Here is a 21812-nt window from a genome sequence, read left to right on the forward strand (position 1 = left end):
TCCGTGGGGGTCTCCGGGTGAGTTGGCTCGGGCGGTTGATCCGACAACGATCCAAACGCCGGCTTTGAGCCTGATCGATTCTGCGTTGGTGGAGGTTGAGGCCGGCGAGTGCGACCGGCTCATCATCTCAATGCCACCCCAAGAGGGGAAATCTACCCGAGTTACCAAAATCGGACCCTTGTGGGCGCTGACGAAGAATCCGAACCGGCGCATTGTCGTCGTCTCCTACAGCGCCGACCTCGCTAACGAGTTCGGCCGCGACATCCGTTCCCACATCACCAACAACCAAGGCCAAGACGGCACCCTCGACCTCGGCCTGAGGATCGCCCCCGACAACGGGTCCGTCTCAAGCTGGCGCATCGCCGGCCACCGAGGCGGAGTCCGATCCATCGGCCTGAGTGGCGGCATCACCGGCCGCCCCGCCGACTGGCTGTTCATCGACGACCCGATCGCGAACCGGGAACGCGCCGAGTCAGAGGCGTACCGGCGGCAGGCCAAGAGCTTCTGGACGTCGACCGGCTCAACACGTCTCGCCCCCGGCGCTCCTGTGGTTCTGATCCTCACCCGCTGGCACGAAGACGACCTCGCCGGCTGGCTTCTCGGTCGTGAGGACGGGCACCGGTGGCGGGTCATCAACATCCCCGCCCAGGCCGACCACAACCCGGCCAAGGGCGAGGTTGATCCTCTCGGTCGCGAGCCGGGCGAGTACATGAGGTCCGCTCGGATCAACGAACGCACAGGCTTGCCCCGGTCAACCGCCGAATGGGAGCAGGTCCGCATCCAGGCCGGGTCTCGCGACTGGCAGGCCCTGTACCAAGGCCACCCGTCGCCACCTGAGGGCGGCATGCTCAAGCGGGACTGGTGGCAGTTCTACGAGCAACCGCAATGGTTGGAACGCCCCGACGGTTCTCGGATCGCGCACTCGTTCGACGAGATCCTGACCTCGTGGGACATGACGTTCAAAGACACGGACGGCACCGACTACGTGTGCGGGCAGGTCTGGGCGCGGCGCGGCGCGCACGCATATCTGCTCGACCAGGTCCACCGGCGGATGACGTTCGTCGAAACCTGCCAAGCAGTCCGGATGCTCGCCGCACGGTGGCCGCAGTCGGCGGCGAAGCTGGTGGAGGACAAGGCCAACGGCACAGCCGTCATCAACTTCCTGTCCCGCACCGTCCCTGGTCTGATCCCGGTCGAGCCAGACGGGTCAAAGTCGGCGCGAGCTGCGGCGGTGTCCCCGTTTATTGAGGCCGGCAACGTCTTCCTGCCCGCGCCCGAGTTGGCGCCCTGGGTCGACGACGTGATCGAGGAAGCCGCCGCCTTTCCGAACGGCGCCCACGACGACCGCGTTGACGCCATGTCTCAGGCGCTGAACCGGCTACTGCTGAATCCGCTGTTGCTCGGTGACGACGTCTACGTGGATGAAGAGGACGACGGGTTCGGTATCTCCTCGATCTGATGACCAGCGGGGAGGCCGTGATGTTGGCACTCACCGAAGCTCAGACCCGTGACGCGATGGACCTGTCTCAGCTCGCCGAGGCTGGTGACCTGCGTGGCCAGGTCGAGCACTTGATCACCCAGTTGTCGCAGCAGACGAACAACAACGAACTGCTTCAGGAGTCGGTTGCCGACTTGCAGCGGGCCTTGTTCGAGCCTGGTTGGATCCAGCTCACCGGGTACGGCGAGCATGAGTTCAGCCCTGAGGGTTTGCGGCAGATGCGCGCTATCTGCCGTTTGTACGCGATCAAGAACCCGTTGATCAAGCGCGGTCTGGGGCTTCGGTCGTCGTACGTGTGGGGTCAGGGTGTTGAGATCGCCGCCCGCGCGAATGGCAAGAAGACTGGCGAGCAGGACGTCCAAGCGGTCGTCAACGCCTTCCTGACCGACCCTGGGAACGAGCGGACGCTGACCGGTGCGCAGGCACGGAACCAGTTGGAAACGTTCGGGTTCGGGTGCGACGGCGGGTTCTTCGTCGCCTTGTTCACCCGCCCGACAACCGGGCATGTGCAGGCTCGGGTACTGCCAGCGGATGAGATCGCCGAGATCATCTGCGACCCGGAGGACTCAGCCACCCCCTGGTTCTACCACCGCCGGTGGGTGTACGACGGGCGCGACGACCGGGGGAACCTGATCCGGGAGAACCGGGAAATTCTGTACCCGGCGATCGACTACCGCCCCAAGAACCGACCCGCCACCTACGGGGGCCGGAAGGTCGACTGGGCCGCACCGGTCCTACACGCGTCGGTGAATCAGCCACTGAACTGGCAGTGGGGTATCCCGGACGCGTACGCGGCAATCGACTGGGCCAAGGCGTACAAGGAGTTCCTGGAGGACTGGGCCCGCCTGATGCGGTCCCTGTCTCGGTACGCGTGGAAAGCCAGCGCCCCCGGACGTAAGAACGCGGCCGTCAAGACGAGGCTTGCCCAGCCGGCTACGCGTGACCCGGTTACCGGGGAAGCGAACCTGGCTGGCGCGACCGCCATCATGTCCCCGGATGTGACTCTCGAAGCGGTCGGTAAGTCCGGTGCCACCCTCGACTCCGACTCCGGGCGCCCGCTCGCCGCGATGGTCGCTGCCGCACTCGACATGCCAGTCACGATGATCCTTGGCGACCCTGGTGTGACCGGGGCGCGTGCCACCGCTGAAACGCTCGACCGTCCGACGGTCAACGCGATGAATCAGCGGCGTGACCTGTGGGCCACGGTCATGGGCCGCATCCTCCGGTATGTGATCACCGAGTCGGTGCGGGCAACGAAAGGCCCCCTGCGGGGGGCGATCAGCGTGGACCCGTACACCGGCCGCGAAGTGCTCACTCTTGAGGGTGACACCGATCCGACGATCGACATTGCCTGGCCGAAAATCGATGACGTTGACCCGCTCACCTTGGTTGACGCGATCGTCAACGCCGACAGCACCGGCACCCTCCCACCGGAGCAGGTACTACGCCTCCTCCTGACCGCGCTCGGTGTGCGGCACGTTGAAGATCTCGTCGAGGCGATGCTCGACGACGACGGCACCTTCAAGTGGCCCACCCGTCAGGGTGGGTCCGTGCTCGGTGACGCGTTCCGGCAGGGGCGGGATCCGGCTGACACCGGACCGGGGCGGATGACCCCCGACGACGGGCACGACGAACCCCCGGACGATCCGGCCACCGAGGGCGTCAAGCAGTTGGCGTTCGACTTCCCTGTCCCGCAACGCTCGCGGCGGAGGAACCGCAGGGGGTGACTGGGTGCCCATCACCCGCCACACCCTCCGACTCATCCGCGACCTCCGGGCCACGGTCGGCACCCTTGCCGACACCACCGTCAGAGACCTCACCACGGCGTGGGTGGCGGCATGGGACCGGATCAGCCCTGACTGGCAGGCCGCCATCACCGACCTGGTCACGTGGGCTGAGGCTACCGGCAGGTGGCCCAATCAGCGGGAGATAGCTCAGCACGGGAGCGTCCGGCAGGCGCTCGGCGCCGCCGCTGTCGAACTTGACGCGCTCGCCGCCGCAACAACAACCAGTGTCACCAACGGAGCTGCTGTCACGGTCGCGGCGACAGCGGCGGCGGAACCGGCCATCATCGCCTCCCAGGTGCCCTCCGCAGCGCAAGCAGCGTTCGCTGCACAGGCGGCGGCGGTGATCCTGCCGTCCGCGCTTGACGCGATCACCACACGGGTGCAGCAGGCGATCGTGACCCAAACCCGACCGCTGTCCGGTGAGGCGCAGGCCGCGATGCGCCACGAACTGATACGCGGGATCCGGGTTGGCGCGAACCCGATGGTTGTGGCTCGGCGGATGGTCGAACGCGTCAACGGGCAGTTCGAGGGCGGCTTGGTACGGGCAACGGTCATCGCCCGAACGGAGCTACTAGACAGTTACCGCACCGCGTCCCGGTACGCGCACGCCGCTAACGCGGATGTGCTTGAAGGGTGGACGTGGCTGGCGACAGTCACAGGCCCTTCCGCTCGGCGAACATGTTCGTCGTGCTGGGCCATGCACGGGACCGTGCATGCCCTATCCGAATCAGGACCGGACGACCACCAACAAGGTAGGTGTAGTCGCGCCCCACGGGTGAAGCCGTGGTCAGACCTCGGGTTCGACCACACTGAACCCGCTGATGCCACCCCCGACGCCCGCGAGTTGTTCGACGCGCTCTCCGACGCCGACCAGGTCGCGATCATGGGCGCCGACCGGCTCGCCCTACTCCGCTCCGGGCGCATCACCTGGGACGACATCCCAATGGCCCGCGACAACCCCGGATGGCGGCGCTCCTACACACCCCGCCCAGTCGCCGACCTTCGACGAATCGCGGACCGGCGCGGCAACTAACCACCACTACCCCGGAACACGGGAGGCCCCACCATGTCCAAGCGCCGTCCGCGCCCGCACCGGTCGACGCCACTGGTGCGCGCCACCCCCACCCCCTACTCCAACGAGGCGTTCCGAACAGCGGTCGCCGAGTCCGCCCCAGCCGCCGTCGCTGAACCCTCAACCCACCGTGCCGACGTCCGTGAAGCCACTCTTGGCGGCGCCACCGTCACCTCCCCCGGCCGGATCCTCATCCGACTCATCCGGGCCGGCTGGTCACTGAACTCCAACTACTGGCCCGCTGAGGTGCTGCGCCGAGACGGACCGACCGCGTGGCCGAAAGGCACCCTCGCCTACATCGACCACGCCCCCGAGGGCGAGGAAGAGGCGTACCCGTCGGGCTCCATCCGGAACCTTGCCGCTGTCCTCACCACCGACGCCCGCTGGGACGACGCCGAGCAGGCCCTGTTTGCTGAGGCCCGCCTGTTTCATCCTTGGCGGGAAACAATCACCGACATGGCCGACGCGATCGGCATGTCCATCCGGGCGTGGGTGACGTGCAGCGCCGGTGAGGCGGAAGGCCGCGAAGGCGAAATCATCGACTCGATCCCCCAAGGTCGTTCGGTCGACTTCGTCACCGTGCCCGCTGCTGGCGGCGGCATCGTCTCCGTCCTCGAAGCAGTCGGGCATCGGCCTGTAGCCGAGGCGCGCAACGCCGGCCACTGGTTCGAGTCTCGGATCCACTCCTCGTTCACCGAGGTCGCCGATCGCATGTTCGGCGAGGGCTACCTGACCCGCGACGAACGGATCATCCTCTCGAACGCTGTCGGTGACGCCCTGGCCGCGTTCGCCGCCCGCATCGAGTTGGCCGCGCCGCACCTGTACGAACGCGACCCGTGGCAGGAGCCCGAGGTGCCCGCCCTGGCCCAGACCAGCGAGGCAGCCCCCGATGGCGCCCCCAACGAGGGTGCGGAGCCGACCGACGACGGCACCGCCCCCCACCCCACCGAAGACGTGACGGACGGTGTCCCGCCGACCGCACCCAACCCACCCACAGAACAGGAGCCCGACATGTCGGGAACCGACACCGGCACGCCGGTGCAGGCGGGGACGGCAACGGTCGCCGACGCCCCCGTCACCAACCCCACCGCCGAAGCGGCGCCGACCGCTGACGCCATCACCGCCGCTGTGCAGGCCGCGCTCGCTACCGCGCTCGCCCCGATGCAGCAGCAGCTCGCCGACGCGACCGCCCGCGCGAACCAGCGTGACGCCGAGAACCAGGCCATGCGGAACACCAACCGCGCCAACGAGGCCGTTGCCGCCGCGCTCCGCGCCCCCGCCCTGGCTGACGTCACCGCCCAGATCGGGCCGCGTGTCACCAGCCGGGTCCTCGCCGCGATCCCGACCGCCGACAACGGTGCCGTGGACGAAAACGCCCTCGGTGAGGCCATCGCCCAGGCAGTCACCGACGAGGCCGCCTTCGTCCGCAACCTCCGTGCAGAGGCACTGGAATCCGCCGGTGTCGGCAGCGTCTACGGCCTCGGCGCCAGCACCGTCGAAGAGGCGCCGCAGGACGGTCTCAACGAGGCCCTGAACGGACTGTTCAACACCATCGGGATGAGCGAAGCGCAGACCGCCGTGGCAATGAAGGGACGTGGCTGAGATGGCTCTCAACACGGAAATCATGTGGACCGAGTCCCTGTCTCTGGTCTGCACCGCCCCCGCTACGCCCGCCTCCGGTGACCCGGTTCTGTGCGGGCAGATCCCCGGCGTCGCTCTGACCGACGAAGACACGGCCGACGGTCTCACCACCGTCGCGCTCAACGGCGTGTTCCGCCTGCCGGTGAAGGGTGAGACGACCACGAACAACGCGGTCGTGGCCGGCGACATCATCTACTACGACGCCGGGGTCCTGAACAAGGACAACACTAACGGTGTCCGCTTCGGATACGCCCTCGGTGGCGTGAACTCCGGTGCGACCACCACGATCCCTGTCCGCATCGGCTACTGAGGAGACCGCCGAGATGACGAACGCTCTGCTCGACGGCGGCCCCCTGACCGCTCTGGGGACGCTCAACACGTACACCGGTGGCAGCGAGTCCGCCGGCACCGACAGCATCTTCTCGAACGATGGCCGCCAGCTCTTCGGCGGCAACCGGCAGACCCGGCGCAGCAACCAGCGGGACTACCGTGCCCGGCTGACCCAGGTCGCGAACATGTACCAGGGTGTGCTGCGCGGTGACCGCCGTGCCGCAATCGCCTTCCAGGAGGCCATGTCGCGCAGCGACTTCAACTTCCTGTTCGGCGACATCATCGACCGGCAGCTTCTGTCGGCGTACCAGACCCGGCCGGTGCAGTGGCCGTCGTTCGCGAAGCGTGGCCGGGTGCGGGACTTCCGCACCGTCAAGCGGTTCACTCTTGACGGCGGCGAGGCGGCGCTGAACAAGGTCAAGGAACTGGCGCCGTACAAGGTCCGTCAGGTCACCGACGGCGGCTACGAGTACAGCGTGGTCAAGTACGGCGACAAGATCGCGATCTCGTGGGAGACGCTGATCAACGACGACCTCGACGCCCTGTCGGACCTCCCGACCCGGCTCGGGAACGCCGCCCGGCGCACCGAGGAGAAGTTCGCCGCCGAACTGTTCACCAGCTCCGCCGGCCCGAACGGCACGTTCTTCTCCGAGGCCAACCGGAACGTCATCACCGACGCGGTCATCGGGTCGGACATCACCCCGAACCCGGCCCTGTCGATCACCGCCCTTCAGCAGGCCATGCAGGTCATGGGCCAGCAGAAGGACTCCGACGGCGGCCCGATCTACGTCGAAGGTACGACCCTGGTCGTTCCCCCGGCGCTGGAAGTCGTCGCGAACAACATCATCAACGCCACCGAGATCGTGGCCGCGTCCGGCGGCGGCGACGGGACCGGCAACGACCAGCTCCGGGTGACGAACTGGATGCGCAACCGGGTCAGCGTCGTGGTAAACCCGTGGCTGCCGATCATCAACACCACCAACGGCAACAGCGCCTGGTACCTGTTCGCGAACCCGAACGTGGGCCGCCCCGCGATGGAGATCGGCTTCCTGATCGGGCACGAGACCCCGGAACTGTGGGTCAAGTCCCCGGACGCCATGCGCGTCGGTGGTGGACCGGTCGCCCCGGAAGAGGGCGACTTCGACCACGACAGCGTCGAGTACCGGGTTCGCATGGTCCTTGGTGGGACGCTGATGGACGCAAAGAGCGCGGTCGCCAGCACGGGCGCGAACGCCTGATGGCCCGCCGCCGGCTGAATCCGAACCCGCAGTTCAGTCCGGACGGGCCGCACCTGTCGGCGATCCTCCACGCGTTGTACGACCTTCACGACCTGCTCGACGAACGGCTACCCAAAGCCGGCACCGGCGAGCCGGAACAGGTGAAGGAACCGGCCCCTCCGGCGGCCCCGACTAAGGCGGTTCCGATCTCGGAACCTGCCCCGGTCGTGGCCCCGGAGGTCACCGCCAACGACGAAGAGGACGAGGAGGGCGGGCTGGTCGCAGTGACCGAGCCCGCCCCTGCGGCCAGCCCCGCACTACCCAGCCCGCCACCTCGGGCTGGTCGCGGCGCCGGACTCGAACCGTGGCGGGAGTTCGCCGCCGCAGCGGAGGTCGCCATCCCCGACGGTGCCCGCCGGGACGACATCATCACCGCCTGCGAACGCGCGGGCGTCATCGATCCAGCTCAGTAGGAGCACGACATGGGACCACTGACCACCAAGGGACAGCCCCTGGGGCTGGCCACCCTCGACGCGGACGGCACCCTTGCCGCCGACCAGATCCCCGGCGGACTTGCCAACATCACCGGCCAGGCCATCGCGGTCGCTGACACGGTCGCTCTGACCTCGACCGCCGCGTCTGGTGGTGACGCCCCCACCGAAGCGGAGTACAACGCTCTACGGACGGATGTGACGAACATCCGAACAAAGCTCAACGCGCTCCTCGCGGCGCTGCGTACCGCCGGCGTGATCGACACCTAGGAGTAGGGCATGCCGCTCAACGACGCCGGCCGGGCGGCATGTCTGCTCGGTGGTCTCACCAACGCAATCCAGTACGTGTCCGTCCATGACGCCATCCCTGGCGATACCGGCACGGATGAGGTTACCGGCGGTTCGTACGCCCGGGTGGTGGTTGACTGGCACCCCCCTGCGGGTGGGGCCGCTACCAATGACGGCGCCCTGACGCACAACATGCCCGCCGGTAGCACCGCTGTGGCGTACGGGCTGTGGTCCGCACTTTCGGGCGGCACGTACTACGGGTGGTCGCCGATCAAGCCCGACCAGTACGGGTACGGCAGTGTCGACGCCGCCGGGGTGACAGCGGACGCGATCCAGTCAGCAGCGCACGGCCTCAGCAATGGGGACCGGGTAGCGCTGTTCGGTGTCCTCGGTGCCAGCCTGCCGACGGGACTCATCGAGAACACCCTGTACTACGTGGTGCAGGCTGCCACGGACACGTTCAAGGTGTCTTTGACTCTCGGAGGGTCCCCGGTTGGGATCACCGGCCAGGGCGAACTGTTCTGGATGCGGTGCATCCCGGAGACGTTCGCCAGCGCGGGGCAGCTCGTCACCGCTGATGAGGCGCTGGTCCTCGACGCCACAGGCATCTGATCATGCAGTGGCCTCTTCTCGACGCGTCCGGGGCGCAGGGCACCGCCGACATCAGTACCTCGAACGGGTTCGTAACCGTCACAGCGTCGGCAACACCTCACACCCCAGGGCCGTGGGTCGAGATGGTTACCTCCACGGGCCGCGACTACGCCGAGATCACCCTGATCCTGTTGGAATCCATCGCCACGTCGGCAACTAACACCAGCACCCTCGTCGACATTGGGATCGGTGCCAGCGGCTCCGAGACACCCCTGGTGTCGAGCATTGGCATCGGGCACAGCGGTGCAGGCAAAACCATCCGCATCCCGATCATTGTTCCCGCCGGCAGCCGAATCACGACACGTCTGCGGTCAATCGTGGTGTCCAAGGCAGCCGAGTTGGCAGTCATCCTCGGTGGCGGCTCCGGGTGGAACCCACCCGAGGCCGGGTCTGTAGCGGTCACGTACGGGGCGGACACGGCCACGTCGGCAGGCACCAACCTGACGTTGCCGCCCGGCAATCACATCAAGGGTGCGTGGACGCAGATCACCGCGAGCACGACCGCCCCGATCAGGTGGCTGGTGCCGCTCCTAGTTGGGAACTCCACCGACGTGGCGTGGGCGGCTAACCACCGGGGCTTGCTCGACATTGGTGTTGGCGGATCAGGCGCCGAGGCGGTCATCATCCCGAACCTCGGGTATGGGGCGTTCAACAACGAGGCGCTGCTGTACTACCCGGTCACCGTCCCGGTCTCGATCCCGTCGGGCACTCGCCTTGTGGCCCGCTATCAGGCAGCGCTGGTCAGCGAAGGCCCCGGCGTGATCCTCGTCGGTGTTGGTTAGGGGGCGGCGGTGGCGTTGGAGATCGAATACGACGGGGATCAAGCCGCGACGATCAGCACCGAACACACCCTCGCCACGATCACCGGCGCTGACACACGAGTACTCGTGGTGGACCTGTCCCCCATGGTTGCCGGCGACAGCGTCACCCTCCGGATCAAAACAGCGGTCCGGGCAGGTGGCACGGAACGGGTGGCGTACACCGCCATTTTCGCGGGGGCCACCGCTGTGCCGATTGCTTTCTCCCCACCGGTGCCGATGCCGACCGGTGGAACCGTGACGTTGCAGCAGACCGCCGGCACGGGGCGCACGTACCCGTGGGCTGTCTACGCGTTCGGGTGACCCGGTGAGCTACACCCGGCGTCTGGCCGCGTACCTGCCCCGTGAGGCGGTTGCCGCCCTTGCAGGATCAGGACGGGTGCCGATCGCGGCCCTCGCGCACGCCGCAACTACCAAGGTCACCGCCGCGCACGGTCGGCTTCCGTTCGGTGTCCTGGCGACGGCTACCGCCGCGAGGGTGTCGCAGGGATCCTCACGGATCCCTCTCGCGGTGTTCGCGGGCAGCACTTCCACCAAGGTTGTTACCGGCGGTGGCCTCGTTCCCCTCACCGGATTCGCCCGCGCGAGTAGCGCGGCTAGGCGTAGCAGCACAGGGGTTGTCCCTGTCGCAGTGTTCGCCACCGGCACTGGCGCAGGCACCACCACTCCGACCAGTGGGCCGGCGGCGCGCGGAACCGTTCGACTGGTATCGGCCAGCAGTCTCCGGACTCCGACCCGATCGGTGGTGAGGATCCGATGACCGCGCCCCGGACCTACTGGGTGGGCTCCATGTTCGTTGCCGAGTGGACTTTGCGAGACACCACCGGTGACCCGCTGACCGGGGCAACCGTCACCGGTGAGGTACGGCTTCCCGACGGCGCCACGGCGCCGATGACGGTCGAGACTGTTGACAACGTCTACACGGCCACCTACCAAGCTGCGGCAGCCGGCACGCACGGGTTCGCCCTGGCCGCGTCCGGTACCGGGGTTGACGCCTACGAGGGCACGTTCATCGTGGGTCGCTCCCAGGTTGGCGCACCGCCGATCACCCTGGATCCGACCGCCGACATCGGCATGATTCGGCTCCTGATCACGGACACCAACGAGATTGAGCCGCTGTTCGAGGACCCGCAAATCGACGCCTTCCTGTCGATCGAGGGCGGGATCAAGAAAGCCGCTGCCCTCGGCCTGGAGACTGTTGCCGTCTCCGAGGTGTTGATCTCCAAGAAGTTGCGGACCTCCGATGGTCTCACCACCGACGGACCCGCCGTCGCCGCCGAACTCCGAGCACGGGCAAAAGCGCTGCGGGACCAGGCAGCAACCGAATTGGACGAGGGCGCTGACTTCGGCTTCGACGTAATCGACTTTGACCCGTACGCCGCGTACCGGCGGTGATGAGAATGCCGCTCCGAAACACCCGCGTCATCCACCCTGCTTTCGAGGCCCATCACAGGCCGGTCAGTGAGTCCGGCATGACTGCCGAATGCCGCATCACCCGCCCATCGTCCGGGCCAGCGACGTGGGATGACGCAACCGGGCAGAACACCTACCCGGCGCCGATGGTGGTGTACGAGGGAATCTGCCGGGTGCATCGCGGCGGTCCCGCTGGTGGCTCCGAAGCGAGCGCCCGGACCGTTGCGGACAGGGTGCTTGCCCTCGGGCAGTACGACGTCACCATCTCGACCGCCGCCGACCTAGTGAAGGTCAACGACATCGTCACCATCACCGCCTGCCAAGGCGACCCGGACCTGATCGGTCTACCGCTGCAGGTGACCGGCGCACGCAGGTCGGCGCTCACGTGGGAGCGGGTCCTCGCCGTACAGATGCAGCAGCCCACGACCCGCTGACGGGAGGCTGCCGTGGACGACCTTGACCGGCTCGCTGCCGACTTTGAGTCTGCCGGGGACGAACTTGGCGCAGCAGTGCACAAGCTTGTTCGGGTCAGCACGTTGCAGGCCGAGGCGCTAGGCAAGGCGGGAGCGAACGTTCGAACCGGCGCCATGCGCGCGTCGATTACCTCCGACTTCGATGGTGGTCCCGGTGACGACGTGATCCGAGGCGAGACCGGGCCGACGGTTTCGTACGCGCACTTTCCGCACGACGGAACTTCGCGAATCGCCCCAAACCCATTCATGGACAGGGCGGCGGATGTAGTCGAACCGCAGTTCCACGCCGGAGCCGCCGCCATCGCATCAACAGTCGGGCCCGGTCGTGGCTGACACCGACATCGGATGGGCGCACGCCGAGGGCATCGCCGCGCTCCTCGACCCACTGCCGTACCCCGTCTACATCGGCGAGATCACCGCCGAGGATGACGAACTGGAGTATCCGTACGTTGTCCTGTGGCCCCCACCAGCGGACCGCCTGACGATCACCATGGCCGGGTACGGCGGTGAGGGCACCACAACTACGCAGATCACCGCCGCCGGTCGCAGTACCCGCGAGGTCATCAGCGCCCTTGACCGAGTCGGCGCCGCCTTGCACCGCAGACGGCCAACCATCCCAGGCAGGGTGTGCGGCCTCATCACGCAACCCCTGGGGGCCGGGAACATCCCGGACCCGCAACGCGACGAGCAGGTGTCCACCCCTGAGCGTCCAATCTTCTACTCATTCGTGCGAGTCACGTTCAACTCCAGCGCCGCACCCCAGGAGCCCTGATGGCTGAGATTCCCGTCCGCAACCCGACTTTCCAGGGCCTCAACCTGTCCTTGCAGGCCGCCGCCGCAAACGACACCGCGAAGTGTGGCCCCGGGTACTCGCTCCTCGTGAACAACGGTTCCGGCGGCGAAATCGACGTGACGATCGCGGTGCCCGGTAACACCTCCTACGGTGTCGCCGCCCCCGACAAGGTCTTCGCCGTGCCAGCGGGCCAACTGTGGGAGATCCCGCTCCTCGCCGTGTACGCGGACCCGACCGACGGGCTGGCGCACATCACCTGGGAATCGACCACGACGGTGACCCGCGTCGTGGTGCGCCACTAACCACCCACACCCCGACTACCCGAGCCGGCCGCGCGTCGCGCGCCGGCTACTTCCGCATGCCTTGAAGGAGTCGCCGTGTACCGCCGTTGGATCTGGTGCCGAGACACCAGCACCGGTCACCACATCGATGTGGATGAGCGGTCGCTGCCTCGGCTACTCAAAGCCCGCGCTGTTGAGGTCATCCCGAACTACCCGGTGAACGAGGGGCCGAACCAGTCGCCCCGACCGGCGAAGCCGAACGGTGGCCTGCTCGGTACCCCGCCGCAAACGGCTGCGCCAGCAGTACAGCAAGGCGCCTCCCCCGGTGAACCGGAGACCGACAACGGCGACGGTGCCCGCAGAACCCGCAACAACAAGGCCACGGCTGCGCCGACGGCCACCAGTGAAGGAGTACCCCAGTGACGCAGCCGGTCTCGATCCCAGCGGACGGTAACCTCCGGGTCACCTACGTGGCGACGCTCGCCGACCCGACCACCCCCACCCTCGCCGAACTGAACGCTGGTACCAGTAAAGACTTCAGTTGCTACATCACCGGTGACGGTTTCGCCACCAGCCTTGATGAGCAGGTTGTTGCCGACAACCGGCTGTGTTCCCGTGCCACGTACGAGCGACCGGGCCGCTGGCAGAAGACCATGACTACCACGTACGTCCACAACCCGGCGTCGCCGACGAACAACGTCATGTACCTGACCTTGACCTACCTTGTGACGGGGTTCGTCGTCGCGAGGTGGGGTGTGCCGTACGAGCAGCCGTGGGCGGAGGACGACCTCGCGGACGTGTACCCGATCCAGGCGGGGAAGCCGATGAAGAACCCTCCGGCGGAGAACGCGGTCCTGACGGTGACGCAGAAGCTGTTCATCACCGGTGAGGCGATCGACGACGCGGTGGTAGCTGCCTGATGTCCGAGATCCCTGGGGAGGGTGTTGTGGTCGAGCAGCCGACGACGGTCAGCATCAAGGACAAAATTCGTTCGGCTCGGCGTCCGACCCGCAGTGTTGATCTGTGTCTTGAGACCGAGTTGCAGGACCGGTTCGAGGTGTTGGAGCAGCAACTTGCCGAGGCGTCGGCGGCAACGAGTCGGGACAAGCGGCTTGGTTCGGGTGCGGAGGTTCGGCAGCTTGCCGAGCAGATCGAAGCCCTGCGGGCCGAGATGCAGGACTACGTCATCACGTTCAAGTTGCAAGCGGTCGGGCAGCGCAGGTGGAATGACCTGCTGCGGGAGCACCCGCCCCGTGAAGGCAACGAAGAAGATCAGGTTGTTGGGCACAACATCGACACGTTCTACGACGCCGCCATCCAAGCGTGCGCCGTTGACCCGGTGTTGGACGACGACGACTGGCGGGTACTCCTGGGTGATACCGAGGAGAGGAAAGCCGAACTCGTTGCCGCCGGCAAGGTAGACGAGGTCGAGGAAGGGAAACTCACCGCGAAGCAGTTCAACGACCTGTACCAGGCTGTGTTGGCGTTGAACGTGCGACGGATTTCCCTCCCAAACTCGTACGCCGCCTCTCGGATTCTCCGGCCCTCCGAGAACGAGTAGCGGCGGCAATCAAACTTGGTGTCGCCCCCCGTGTGCTCGACGGGTGGGTGCCGGAACGGGTCACGGACTACGAGTACGACGACCAGGGCCGTTTGGTGCGGTCGCGTGAGTGGGTGCAGTCGGAGTGGGACGAGGAACAACGCGGCCTGGTCCTCGCCCACGCGGACTGGGAGGCGTCCCGTTGTCCGGTCTGCGGTGGGGACCCGGAAGTGTGCCAGTCCCCGGATGCGGACGCCGATAACCCGTTCGGGAAGTGGGTGTATTGGCCGAAGCTACCTCGGGTGTGTCATGTCGGTACAGCTACCCGTAAATGGCAGGCCAAGGTCAAAGCGGATGACCATCGGGCGTTGATTCCGCAGCTTGTCAAGCAGCGCCGTGGAGATCCGGCACCCCGTATCGACTGGTAACGCAGGGGGTGACCCCGGTGGCCCGTCGCCGTGTTGCTGTTGAGTTCGTTGCCGAAGTGGGCGGGTTCCGCCGGGACATGAAGGGCGGCGCCGACGACGTCCGCCGGCTGCGGGATGAGTCCCGTGGTGCCCAAACGGAGGTTGCCCGGCTTGGGGTGGCGTCGCAGCGGGCGGCACAGGATGTTGCCCGTGGTACTTCCGCCCAGTTGCGTAACGCCCGAGGCCAGTTCGCTTCCGCTGGTGCTGCCGGCGGGCAGGCGTTCGGTGACGGGTTCGTCCGTGGTGCCGATGGGCGTCTGCGTGACGCCCGTGGCCGGTTCGTTGCCGAGGGGCGTCGTCTTGGTGCGGCTGCCGGCGGTAGCGCGGCAGCGGGTGTGGCCGGTGGCCTGTCCCGTATCAGCCCTGCACCGCTGCTGGGGTTGGCCGGTGGGGCGGCAGCCGCGTCCGCCGCACTCCAAGGTGTCCCGCCGGTTATTGCCGCGATCGGTGGTGCCCTCGCCGCGATCCCCGGTTTGGCCGCTGGCGCCCTTGGGGCTCTTGGCACTCTCGCCCTCGGCGGAATGGGTATCGGCGACGCCATCGGCGACGTGTTCGACCCGCCGTCGTCCGGTGGGGGCGGTGGTGGTGGGGGCGGTGCGTCACAGGCCGCTTCGAACGCGAGGGCGCTCGAAGCAGCGGAACGGAACCTGACCCGCGCCCAGCGGGATTCCCGCCTCGCCCAGCAGGAAGTGACCAGGGCCCGCCGTGATGCCACCCGGCAACTCCGGGACATGGGTATCGCTCTCGGCCGGATCAGCCTCGACGAACGCGATGCCGCCCTGTCGGTGCGTGAGGCGAAAGCCGAACTCGACAAGCTGATCTCACAGGACCGGCTTGACCCGGCATCGGTGACCGGCCTCGAACTGGAGCGGGCGCAGCTTGCCTATGAGCAGGCCAAGCAGTCGGTGAAGGAAGTCGGGGCGCAGGCAAAGGATCTGCGTCAGGACCAGGCCGAAGCCGCCAAAGCTGGGGTTGAGGGATCCGAGCTGGTGCAGGCGGCGTTGCGGCGGCAAGCCGACGCAGCCGACCAGGTCCGGGACGCCACTGACGCCGTCACCGCAGCGCAGGAGGCGATGGCTGCGGGTGCCGCCGGTGGTGGCGGTGGGGCTGCTGCGGCGGCGACCGCGTACGACAAGCTCAGCAAGAACGCGAAGAAGTTCGTGGACGAGATCAAGCGGTTGCGCCCGGATCTGGTCGGGTTGCAGCAACTCGCCCAGGACCGGGTCTTCGCCGGCTTGGACCGTGAGCTGCGGCAGACCGCTGAGGTGGCGCTGCCGTTCGCCCGGAAGCAGGTCATCAGGTTCGGCGACACCTGGAACCAAACGTTCCGTGAACTGTTCAAAGTTGGCCGCGACCCGCAGTTCCTCGCCGGGCTGGATGTGGCGTTCGACTCGTCCGACCGGTTCTTCGACAAGGTCAACGCCCGGATCGGTCCCACATCCAAGTCCCTCAGCCGCATGTTTATCGGCTCCGCGCCGTTCGTGGACCAGTTCGGCGACAGTCTCCTGTCGTACCTTGACGACTTCAACACCTGGATCGACCAGGCAGCCGCGAACGGTGACCTTGAACGGTTCTTCGCCGACGCCGCCAGCCAGGCTGATGCGCTACTCGACATCGGCAAAGAGATCTTCGTGTTGGTCGGTCGGATCGGCGGGATGCAGCAAGGATCAACGCTCTTCCGGGACATGGCCGATGCGCTGGAGCGGTTCAACGACAGTGCGTCAACCACCCGCGACGTGGCCGGGATTATCGAGACCGGCAACGCCGCGATCCGAGGCGCCGTTGACGTCCTGACCGTCCTCGGCGCGACCCTACGAGACACCCTCGCCGACCCCGGCACCCGAGACGCCGTCGAACTGTTCTTCAACGTCCTCACCGCTGGCGCCGAGGTTGTGCAGGACGTTGCCGGGGCGTTCACCGCCCTACCCGACGGGTTACAGTCCGTCCTCCTTGCCGGTGCGGCGCTCGCACTGTTGTGGGGCAAACTCAACACCGTCGGCGGGAAACTCGCCACGGTGACTGACCGGGCGACCGGCGCTCTGGACCGGATGGGCCCGGCGGGCGAACGCGCCGGACGTGGCCTGTCTCGAACGGTTGACTACGCCGGCAAGGCCGCGACCGCCCTGATCGGGTTGCAGGTCGCTGGGGTGGTCCTCGACCAGTTCGACGACTCGGCTGTGAAGGTCGACGCGTTGAACCGGTCGCTGCGGGAACTCGCCCTCAGCGGCGAAGTCGGCGGGGAACTAACCCGCCAATTCGGCACCGACTTGGAACGGCTGAACGAGGCCGCCGCTGGTGCTAGTGACGGCTGGTTCCCGAAGCTCGGGAGGGCAATCGAGGGGATCATCCCGCCGGTCAAGTCGCTGAACGAGTTGATGACCGGGGGATCGTTCACCGGGTCGGCGGACCGATTCAGGGCGCTTGACGCCGAACTGTTGAGCGTGGCCGAGTCAACGAAGAACCTTGACGGGGTGTCGCGGGCGTACAACGAGATCCTGTTGAAGTCTGGGCTCAACGTCGCCTCCTTGAACAAGTTGTTGCCTGCTACGGCGCAGTGGATGAAGGACGCCCAGGCCGAAGCGCATGGTCTGACCCGTGAACAGAACCTGCTCAACGGGTCTATGGAGCAGGCGATTGAGGTCACGGGCGGGTACGCGCAGGCGTGGCGTGCCCTGCATGGTGTGCAGCTCACCGCCGATGAGCAGATGCTTGCCACGCAGGAGGCGATCGACGCGGTAGCGGAGTCGTTCCGGGAGAACGGCAGGGAGATCGAAGGGAACTCCGCTGCGGCGTTGGAGAACCGGATCGCGGTTGGTCGTGCCGCTGAGGCTGCCGCTGAGGCCGCATCGAAGAAGTACGAAGAAACCCGGTCGGTTAAGGACGCGAACGCGGTGTACGACGGGTACATCACCCAGTTGCGGAAGACGTTGTCTCAGTCTGGGTTGACCAAAGCCCAGGTTGACAGGCTGGTTGGTGCTTACGCGGAGATGCCGAAGGACGTGACGACGAAGGTCACGGCGAACACAACGCAGGCGCTGTCGGCGATTCAGCAGCTCAACCAGCGGAAGATCCCGAACAAGACGTTCTACATCAACGGCGTCTACCGCGAGTTGCGTATCTCGGGGCAGAACTCTGCTGGTGGGGTCGCGAACCGGTGGGGTGGGGTGTACGAACACGCCCAAACGGGGCTTGTGAATCTCCGCGAAGCAGGTGTCTACTCCCCCGCCGCTGTCGCCCGGTACGCGTTCGCGGAGCCCGCCACCGGCGGGGAGGCGTTTATTCCCCGGTTCGGTGATCGGGAACGGTCGGTGGGTATCGGCAGGCAGGCAATGGAGTGGTACGGGTACGACGTGCAACCCAAGGGTGCGCTGCAAGCCGTGTGGAAGGCGGCGATGCAGATGGCCCGACCGGCGCCAGCTTCCCCGGACTCCCCGGTATACACACCTGCGCACTTTGCACAGGCGGTCAGGGCTGCGGTGTCCGGGCTGACCGTGACGCTCGACGGCCGCACCGTTGGGCACATCACCGGACGTGAGGCTGACGTGTTCTACCGAACCTGAGGGGGTGGCCGTGTCGTACGACCTGCAATTCGTGTCCTCGATCTCGGCCACCCCCACGGTGCGGCTCGATCTTCGGGCAGCACCATGGGCACCGCAAGGGGCAACCACGTTCGGAATGGCCGAGCTGCGGCGCGCCGTCGTGTCGACGTTGATGGTTGACGGGGACCGGTACCCCGCCGCCGCGTACACCAACCGGACCATCACCCTGGTCCTGCAAATCTGGGACGTCAGTGACGACGACACCGCCGCCGCGTTGCAAGCCCTGTTCCGCGAACTGGACCGACCTCGCAACATCCTCCGGTACCGGCCTGGTACCTCCGTGGGGGTGCACTTCCGCACCTTCCGAACCACCCCTGATGCGGTCACCTGGGATCCGGTTCAGCGGGTAGTGACCGCGCAGGTCCCGGCGGAACCGTTCGCTCTTGGGCTTCGGGTTGACCTGCCGCCGGTGATCGTCTACAACGACCCGGCGGAGGGAACGACTCTCAACTCCAACCCGTTCTTTACTACGTCGTTGAGCGCGTCGGGGTGGACTGGTACGGGTGGAACAGTCGCCCGTGATCCGGGCCAAGCACACGAGGGCACCGGGTCTCTGCTTCTCACTCCGGATGGTGTGACGGCTACTGTGACCGCCCAATCGGAACTGGTCCCGGTGACAGCTGGGGTGGTGTATCGGGCGTCGGCGTGGCAGCGGTGCGCCGCCGCCCGGTCGGTGTCGGTTGGGATCGGTTGGTACACCGCAGCCGGGGCGTTCGTGTCGTCAACCCTTGTGGCTACGTCGCTCGCGGCGACCACGTGGACTGAGGTGGAGGCGTACGGCACCGCCCCGCCGACCGCGACCCAGGCGCGGCTGATCGGTGGGTCGATGGGGTCAACCCCGCCCGGCTCGCACCTGCTGTGGATCGACGAGGCGAGGATCCGGCGCTCCGGTGGTCCGGGCGGCATGTGCTTCGACATCAGCGGCGTTCTCGGCGACGTCGAGACCCCGCTGATGTTTGAACACGGCGCCACCGCCCTGATCAGCTCGGCAGCACCAAAAACGATGATCGGCATCCGGCGGCGTGGCACCGTCACGGACACCGTCGTCGCGGTCGGCGCGGAAGAACTGACCGGACTGGGCGCCGACACCACCCTCCAAACCCACGACGGCGCGATGTCCGGCGGCGGGGACAACTACCTGCGGGTGTCGTTCTCGACCACACCGGCAATGACGCACAGGGGCGGCATCAACTGGACCGGCACCGCCATGAGGGGCACCTACCGGGTGCTCGCTCGGGTCCGCCGCTCCGACGCCACCTCGGTCATCCGGATGCGGGTGTCGTCCGGCGGTGGAGCGGTCGTCGGAGACCCGGTCGTGGTGCCGCTGTCGACGACTACCCGCCTCGTGGACCTGGGCCTCATGGCCGTCCCGTCCTGTGCTGACCCCGTGGTCGACGGGTACTCCGGTGTTGAGATGGACATGCTCGGCGGAGTCGGCTTCGGCGCCGAGCGGGTGTCCGGGTCCGGCACCCTTGACGTGGACTACCTGCTGGTCGTGCCCGCCGACGACGCCCTCATGGTCGTCGACTGGCCCGACGGCGGCGCTGGCACCGACCCGAGGGTGCGTCTCGACGGCACCGCCGGCATGGGCTACGTCCTCACCTCCGGGGGTGCGGTACGTCGCGCTGACCAGACGGTGCAGATCGCCGGAGCCGGGGCCATCTACGCCCTCCCGGGGCAGGTCAACCGGATCACCTGGGCGAGGTCCGTCGACACCGCCCTGGCGTCAGCCGACAGCCTCAACGACACCACGACGATCACCGTCTCGTACTGGCCGAGACACCTCTACGTGGCGCCGGTGGGTTCATGAGCCTCCCGATCCCACTGACAATCCGCTTGGTCACCAGTCGCGGCGACCGGCACATCACCGCCGACGCCCGCGACCTCGTGATGCGGTGGACAGACCCCGGCGGGTACGCGTCATGCCGGGTGCCGCTTGACCGGCCCCTGTCCATCCAACCGGACGAGATCGCCTACTACGGCACTGTCACCGTGTACGACGCCCGCACCGGCATGGTGATGTGGGACGGGCGCATGGAAGACCCTGGTCGGTCGGCCGGTGCTGACGGGCAGGTGTGGGAACTGACCGCTGTCGGCGGGCAGGCACACACACGGGACCGCACTGTTCCGATCGGGTACGCGGACCGGGACATGGGTTCCCTGCTGCGGCAGGACAACGCCACCCCGGGTGCGTCGGCATCGGTGGGAACCGACCCCGGCGACAGCGCCGGGTTACGCCAAGCCCTCGTGTTGCAGTTCCCGTCCGGGACACCGATGGTGTCCGGGACGCGTGTCGTCATGCGGTACTGGCGTTTCGCGCTCGCCGGGCAGAAACCGGCCAGGATCAGCTACACGTGGGACGCCGGCCGCACCAACACGGACTACGTCATCCAAACCGTCGCCCGTACCGACGGCGTGTTGGGTGTGGGCGAGATTGCCACGTCGGCAACCCTCAGTACCTCCGGTGGTAGTGCCAGCGCAGTGGTCGGAACGGACTGGTTCAACGGCAGAAACACCATCGAGTGGCGGGTTCAGTACAGCGGCGGGGCGGCGACCGAAGGCGCTGACACAGCGTGGGTGGCGGTCTCGTCGATAGTGCTCATCGCTATGCGGTACAACGCCTCCGGGGTTGAGGTGACCAGCGGTTACACCACCGACTACGTACTGGCGCACCAGGTGGTCAACGACCTACTCGGCCGCCTGCTGAACCAGTTCGACGGCCCGTCTGCGGTGGTAGCGACGACCAGCCACCAGATCCAGCAGCTCACCTACCCGGACGGCACTGACCCTGGGCAAGTACTCGCGGACCTGATGGCGTTGGAGCCGAATTTCACGTGGCGCGTGTGGGAGCGCGGCCCTAACGGCAAGTACCGGTTTGAGTGGACGCTGATCCCGACAGCGGTGCAGTACGAGGCCGACCTGACCGACGGGTACGACGCCCCCGGTAGCGCGGACGGGCTCTACAACCGGGTCACCGTGCGATGGCGCGACGCAACCGGCCGCACGCAGATCACCACCCGGTCAGCCACCGTCCCGGTGCTCGACGCCGCCGGTTTGATCCGGCAGGGGCAGATCGACCTGGGTGCCGAGGTCGGCTCCCTCGCGGACGCTCAGCGAGCCGGGGACGCATGGTTGGCCGATCGCAGCCAACCCGCCAACGCAGGCCGGTTGCGGATTGCCCGGCCGATCCAGGACCTGATCTCCGGTCGCATGGTCCAGCCGTGGGAGATCCGACCCGGCCTGATCCGGGTGCGCGGCATCCTGCCCAGGGTCGACGCCCTCAACGCCACATCCCGCGACGGTGTGACGGTCTTTCGGATCGTTGCGTCGGAGTTCCGGGCATCTGACGCGTCAGCCACGTTGGAACTGGACAGCTACGCGGCCTCAACCGCGCGTGCCTTGGCGGACCTGCGGCGACAAGCCCAATCCACCCGCCGCTAACCAATCTTGATC

22 protein-coding genes are annotated in these 21812 nt (G+C 67.2%); 21 read left to right on the plus strand and 1 reads right to left on the minus strand.

Translation table 11 applies throughout. The annotated features are described in order from the left end of the window. The first annotated feature begins 130 nt into the window (after positions 1-130). From terL to AB0B94_RS30705, 18 genes are all read left to right on the plus strand, one after another. Positions 131-1459, plus strand: coding sequence for a phage terminase large subunit (gene terL, locus AB0B94_RS30620; RefSeq protein ID WP_357288906.1), 1329 nt, complete (start codon positions 131-133; stop codon positions 1457-1459). Positions 1460-1569: 110 nt separating this feature from the next. Further along, on the plus strand, positions 1570-3225 hold the full coding sequence (locus AB0B94_RS30625; protein WP_357288491.1) for a hypothetical protein: 1656 nt from the start codon (positions 1570-1572) through the stop codon (positions 3223-3225). A 4-nt stretch (positions 3226-3229) separates the two neighbouring features. Further along, positions 3230-4318: a hypothetical protein gene (locus tag AB0B94_RS30630; protein WP_357288494.1), complete on the plus strand. Its 1089-nt coding sequence runs from the start codon at positions 3230-3232 to the stop codon at positions 4316-4318. Between the two features lie 33 nt (positions 4319-4351). Next, positions 4352-5959 carry a hypothetical protein gene (locus AB0B94_RS30635; protein ID WP_357288497.1) on the plus strand — a complete coding sequence of 536 codons (1608 nt, stop codon included), beginning with the start codon at positions 4352-4354 and terminating at the stop codon, positions 5957-5959. 1 nt (position 5960) lies between these two features. Further along, the gene (locus tag AB0B94_RS30640) at positions 5961-6308 is read left to right on the plus strand and encodes a DUF2190 family protein (RefSeq protein ID WP_357288909.1); all 348 of its coding nucleotides are present in this window, start codon (positions 5961-5963) and stop codon (positions 6306-6308) included. Positions 6309-6321: 13 nt separating this feature from the next. Continuing rightward, a complete protein-coding gene (locus tag AB0B94_RS30645) occupies positions 6322-7566 on the plus strand; it encodes a Mu-like prophage major head subunit gpT family protein (protein ID WP_357288500.1) in 1245 nt (414 codons plus the stop codon). Further along, positions 7566-8018: a hypothetical protein gene (locus AB0B94_RS30650; protein WP_357288503.1), complete on the plus strand. Its 453-nt coding sequence runs from the start codon at positions 7566-7568 to the stop codon at positions 8016-8018. Before AB0B94_RS30645 ends, AB0B94_RS30650 begins: the two co-directional genes overlap by 1 nt. A gap of 9 nt (positions 8019-8027) precedes the next feature. After that, positions 8028-8306, plus strand: a complete 279-nt coding sequence (locus AB0B94_RS30655; RefSeq protein ID WP_357288506.1) for a hypothetical protein — start codon at positions 8028-8030, stop codon at positions 8304-8306. Between the two features lie 9 nt (positions 8307-8315). Beyond that, positions 8316-8936, plus strand: a complete 621-nt coding sequence (locus AB0B94_RS30660; RefSeq protein WP_357288509.1) for a hypothetical protein — start codon at positions 8316-8318, stop codon at positions 8934-8936. Between the two features lie 2 nt (positions 8937-8938). Then, positions 8939-9757 (plus strand): hypothetical protein, encoded by an 819-nt coding sequence (locus AB0B94_RS30665; RefSeq protein WP_357288512.1) that lies wholly within the window; start codon positions 8939-8941, stop codon positions 9755-9757. A 9-nt stretch (positions 9758-9766) separates the two neighbouring features. After that, the gene (locus tag AB0B94_RS30670; RefSeq protein WP_357288515.1) at positions 9767-10096 is read left to right on the plus strand and encodes a hypothetical protein; all 330 of its coding nucleotides are present in this window, start codon (positions 9767-9769) and stop codon (positions 10094-10096) included. 453 nt (positions 10097-10549) lie between these two features. Further along, positions 10550-11188 carry a hypothetical protein gene (locus AB0B94_RS30675; protein WP_357288518.1) on the plus strand — a complete coding sequence of 213 codons (639 nt, stop codon included), beginning with the start codon at positions 10550-10552 and terminating at the stop codon, positions 11186-11188. Positions 11189-11193: 5 nt separating this feature from the next. Further along, entirely contained in the window at positions 11194-11640 is a 447-nt protein-coding gene (locus tag AB0B94_RS30680; protein WP_357288521.1) for a DUF6093 family protein, read from the plus strand. Between the two features lie 12 nt (positions 11641-11652). Next, positions 11653-12012: an HK97-gp10 family putative phage morphogenesis protein gene (locus AB0B94_RS30685; RefSeq protein WP_357288524.1), complete on the plus strand. Its 360-nt coding sequence runs from the start codon at positions 11653-11655 to the stop codon at positions 12010-12012. Then, positions 12005-12451: a hypothetical protein gene (locus tag AB0B94_RS30690; RefSeq protein WP_357288527.1), complete on the plus strand. Its 447-nt coding sequence runs from the start codon at positions 12005-12007 to the stop codon at positions 12449-12451. Before AB0B94_RS30685 ends, AB0B94_RS30690 begins: the two co-directional genes overlap by 8 nt. Next, a complete protein-coding gene (locus AB0B94_RS30695; protein WP_357288530.1) occupies positions 12451-12774 on the plus strand; it encodes a hypothetical protein in 324 nt (107 codons plus the stop codon). Before AB0B94_RS30690 ends, AB0B94_RS30695 begins: the two co-directional genes overlap by 1 nt. 398 nt (positions 12775-13172) lie before the next feature. Next, the gene (locus AB0B94_RS30700; RefSeq protein ID WP_357288533.1) at positions 13173-13673 is read left to right on the plus strand and encodes a hypothetical protein; all 501 of its coding nucleotides are present in this window, start codon (positions 13173-13175) and stop codon (positions 13671-13673) included. A gap of 26 nt (positions 13674-13699) precedes the next feature. Next, positions 13700-14314, plus strand: coding sequence for a hypothetical protein (locus AB0B94_RS30705; RefSeq protein WP_357288536.1), 615 nt, complete (start codon positions 13700-13702; stop codon positions 14312-14314). Between the two features lie 1267 nt (positions 14315-15581). Here AB0B94_RS30705 and AB0B94_RS30710 read toward each other — a convergent pair. Then, positions 15582-15968 carry a hypothetical protein gene (locus tag AB0B94_RS30710; protein WP_357288540.1) on the minus strand — a complete coding sequence of 129 codons (387 nt, stop codon included), beginning with the start codon at positions 15966-15968 and terminating at the stop codon, positions 15582-15584. Positions 15969-16025: 57 nt separating this feature from the next. On the opposite strand from AB0B94_RS30710, the gene AB0B94_RS30715 reads away from it, so the two are divergent. From AB0B94_RS30715 to AB0B94_RS30725, 3 genes are all read left to right on the plus strand, one after another. Then, a complete protein-coding gene (locus AB0B94_RS30715; protein ID WP_357288543.1) occupies positions 16026-18320 on the plus strand; it encodes a hypothetical protein in 2295 nt (764 codons plus the stop codon). Positions 18321-18435: 115 nt separating this feature from the next. Beyond that, positions 18436-20169 carry a carbohydrate binding domain-containing protein gene (locus AB0B94_RS30720; protein ID WP_357288546.1) on the plus strand — a complete coding sequence of 578 codons (1734 nt, stop codon included), beginning with the start codon at positions 18436-18438 and terminating at the stop codon, positions 20167-20169. Then, entirely contained in the window at positions 20166-21800 is a 1635-nt protein-coding gene (locus tag AB0B94_RS30725) for a hypothetical protein (protein ID WP_357288549.1), read from the plus strand. Before AB0B94_RS30720 ends, AB0B94_RS30725 begins: the two co-directional genes overlap by 4 nt. The last annotated feature ends 12 nt before the right edge of the window (positions 21801-21812 follow it).

The sequence above is a fragment of the Micromonospora sp. NPDC048986 genome (genome assembly GCF_040649335.1).
GTDB lineage: Bacteria > Actinomycetota > Actinomycetes > Mycobacteriales > Micromonosporaceae > Micromonospora > Micromonospora alfalfae.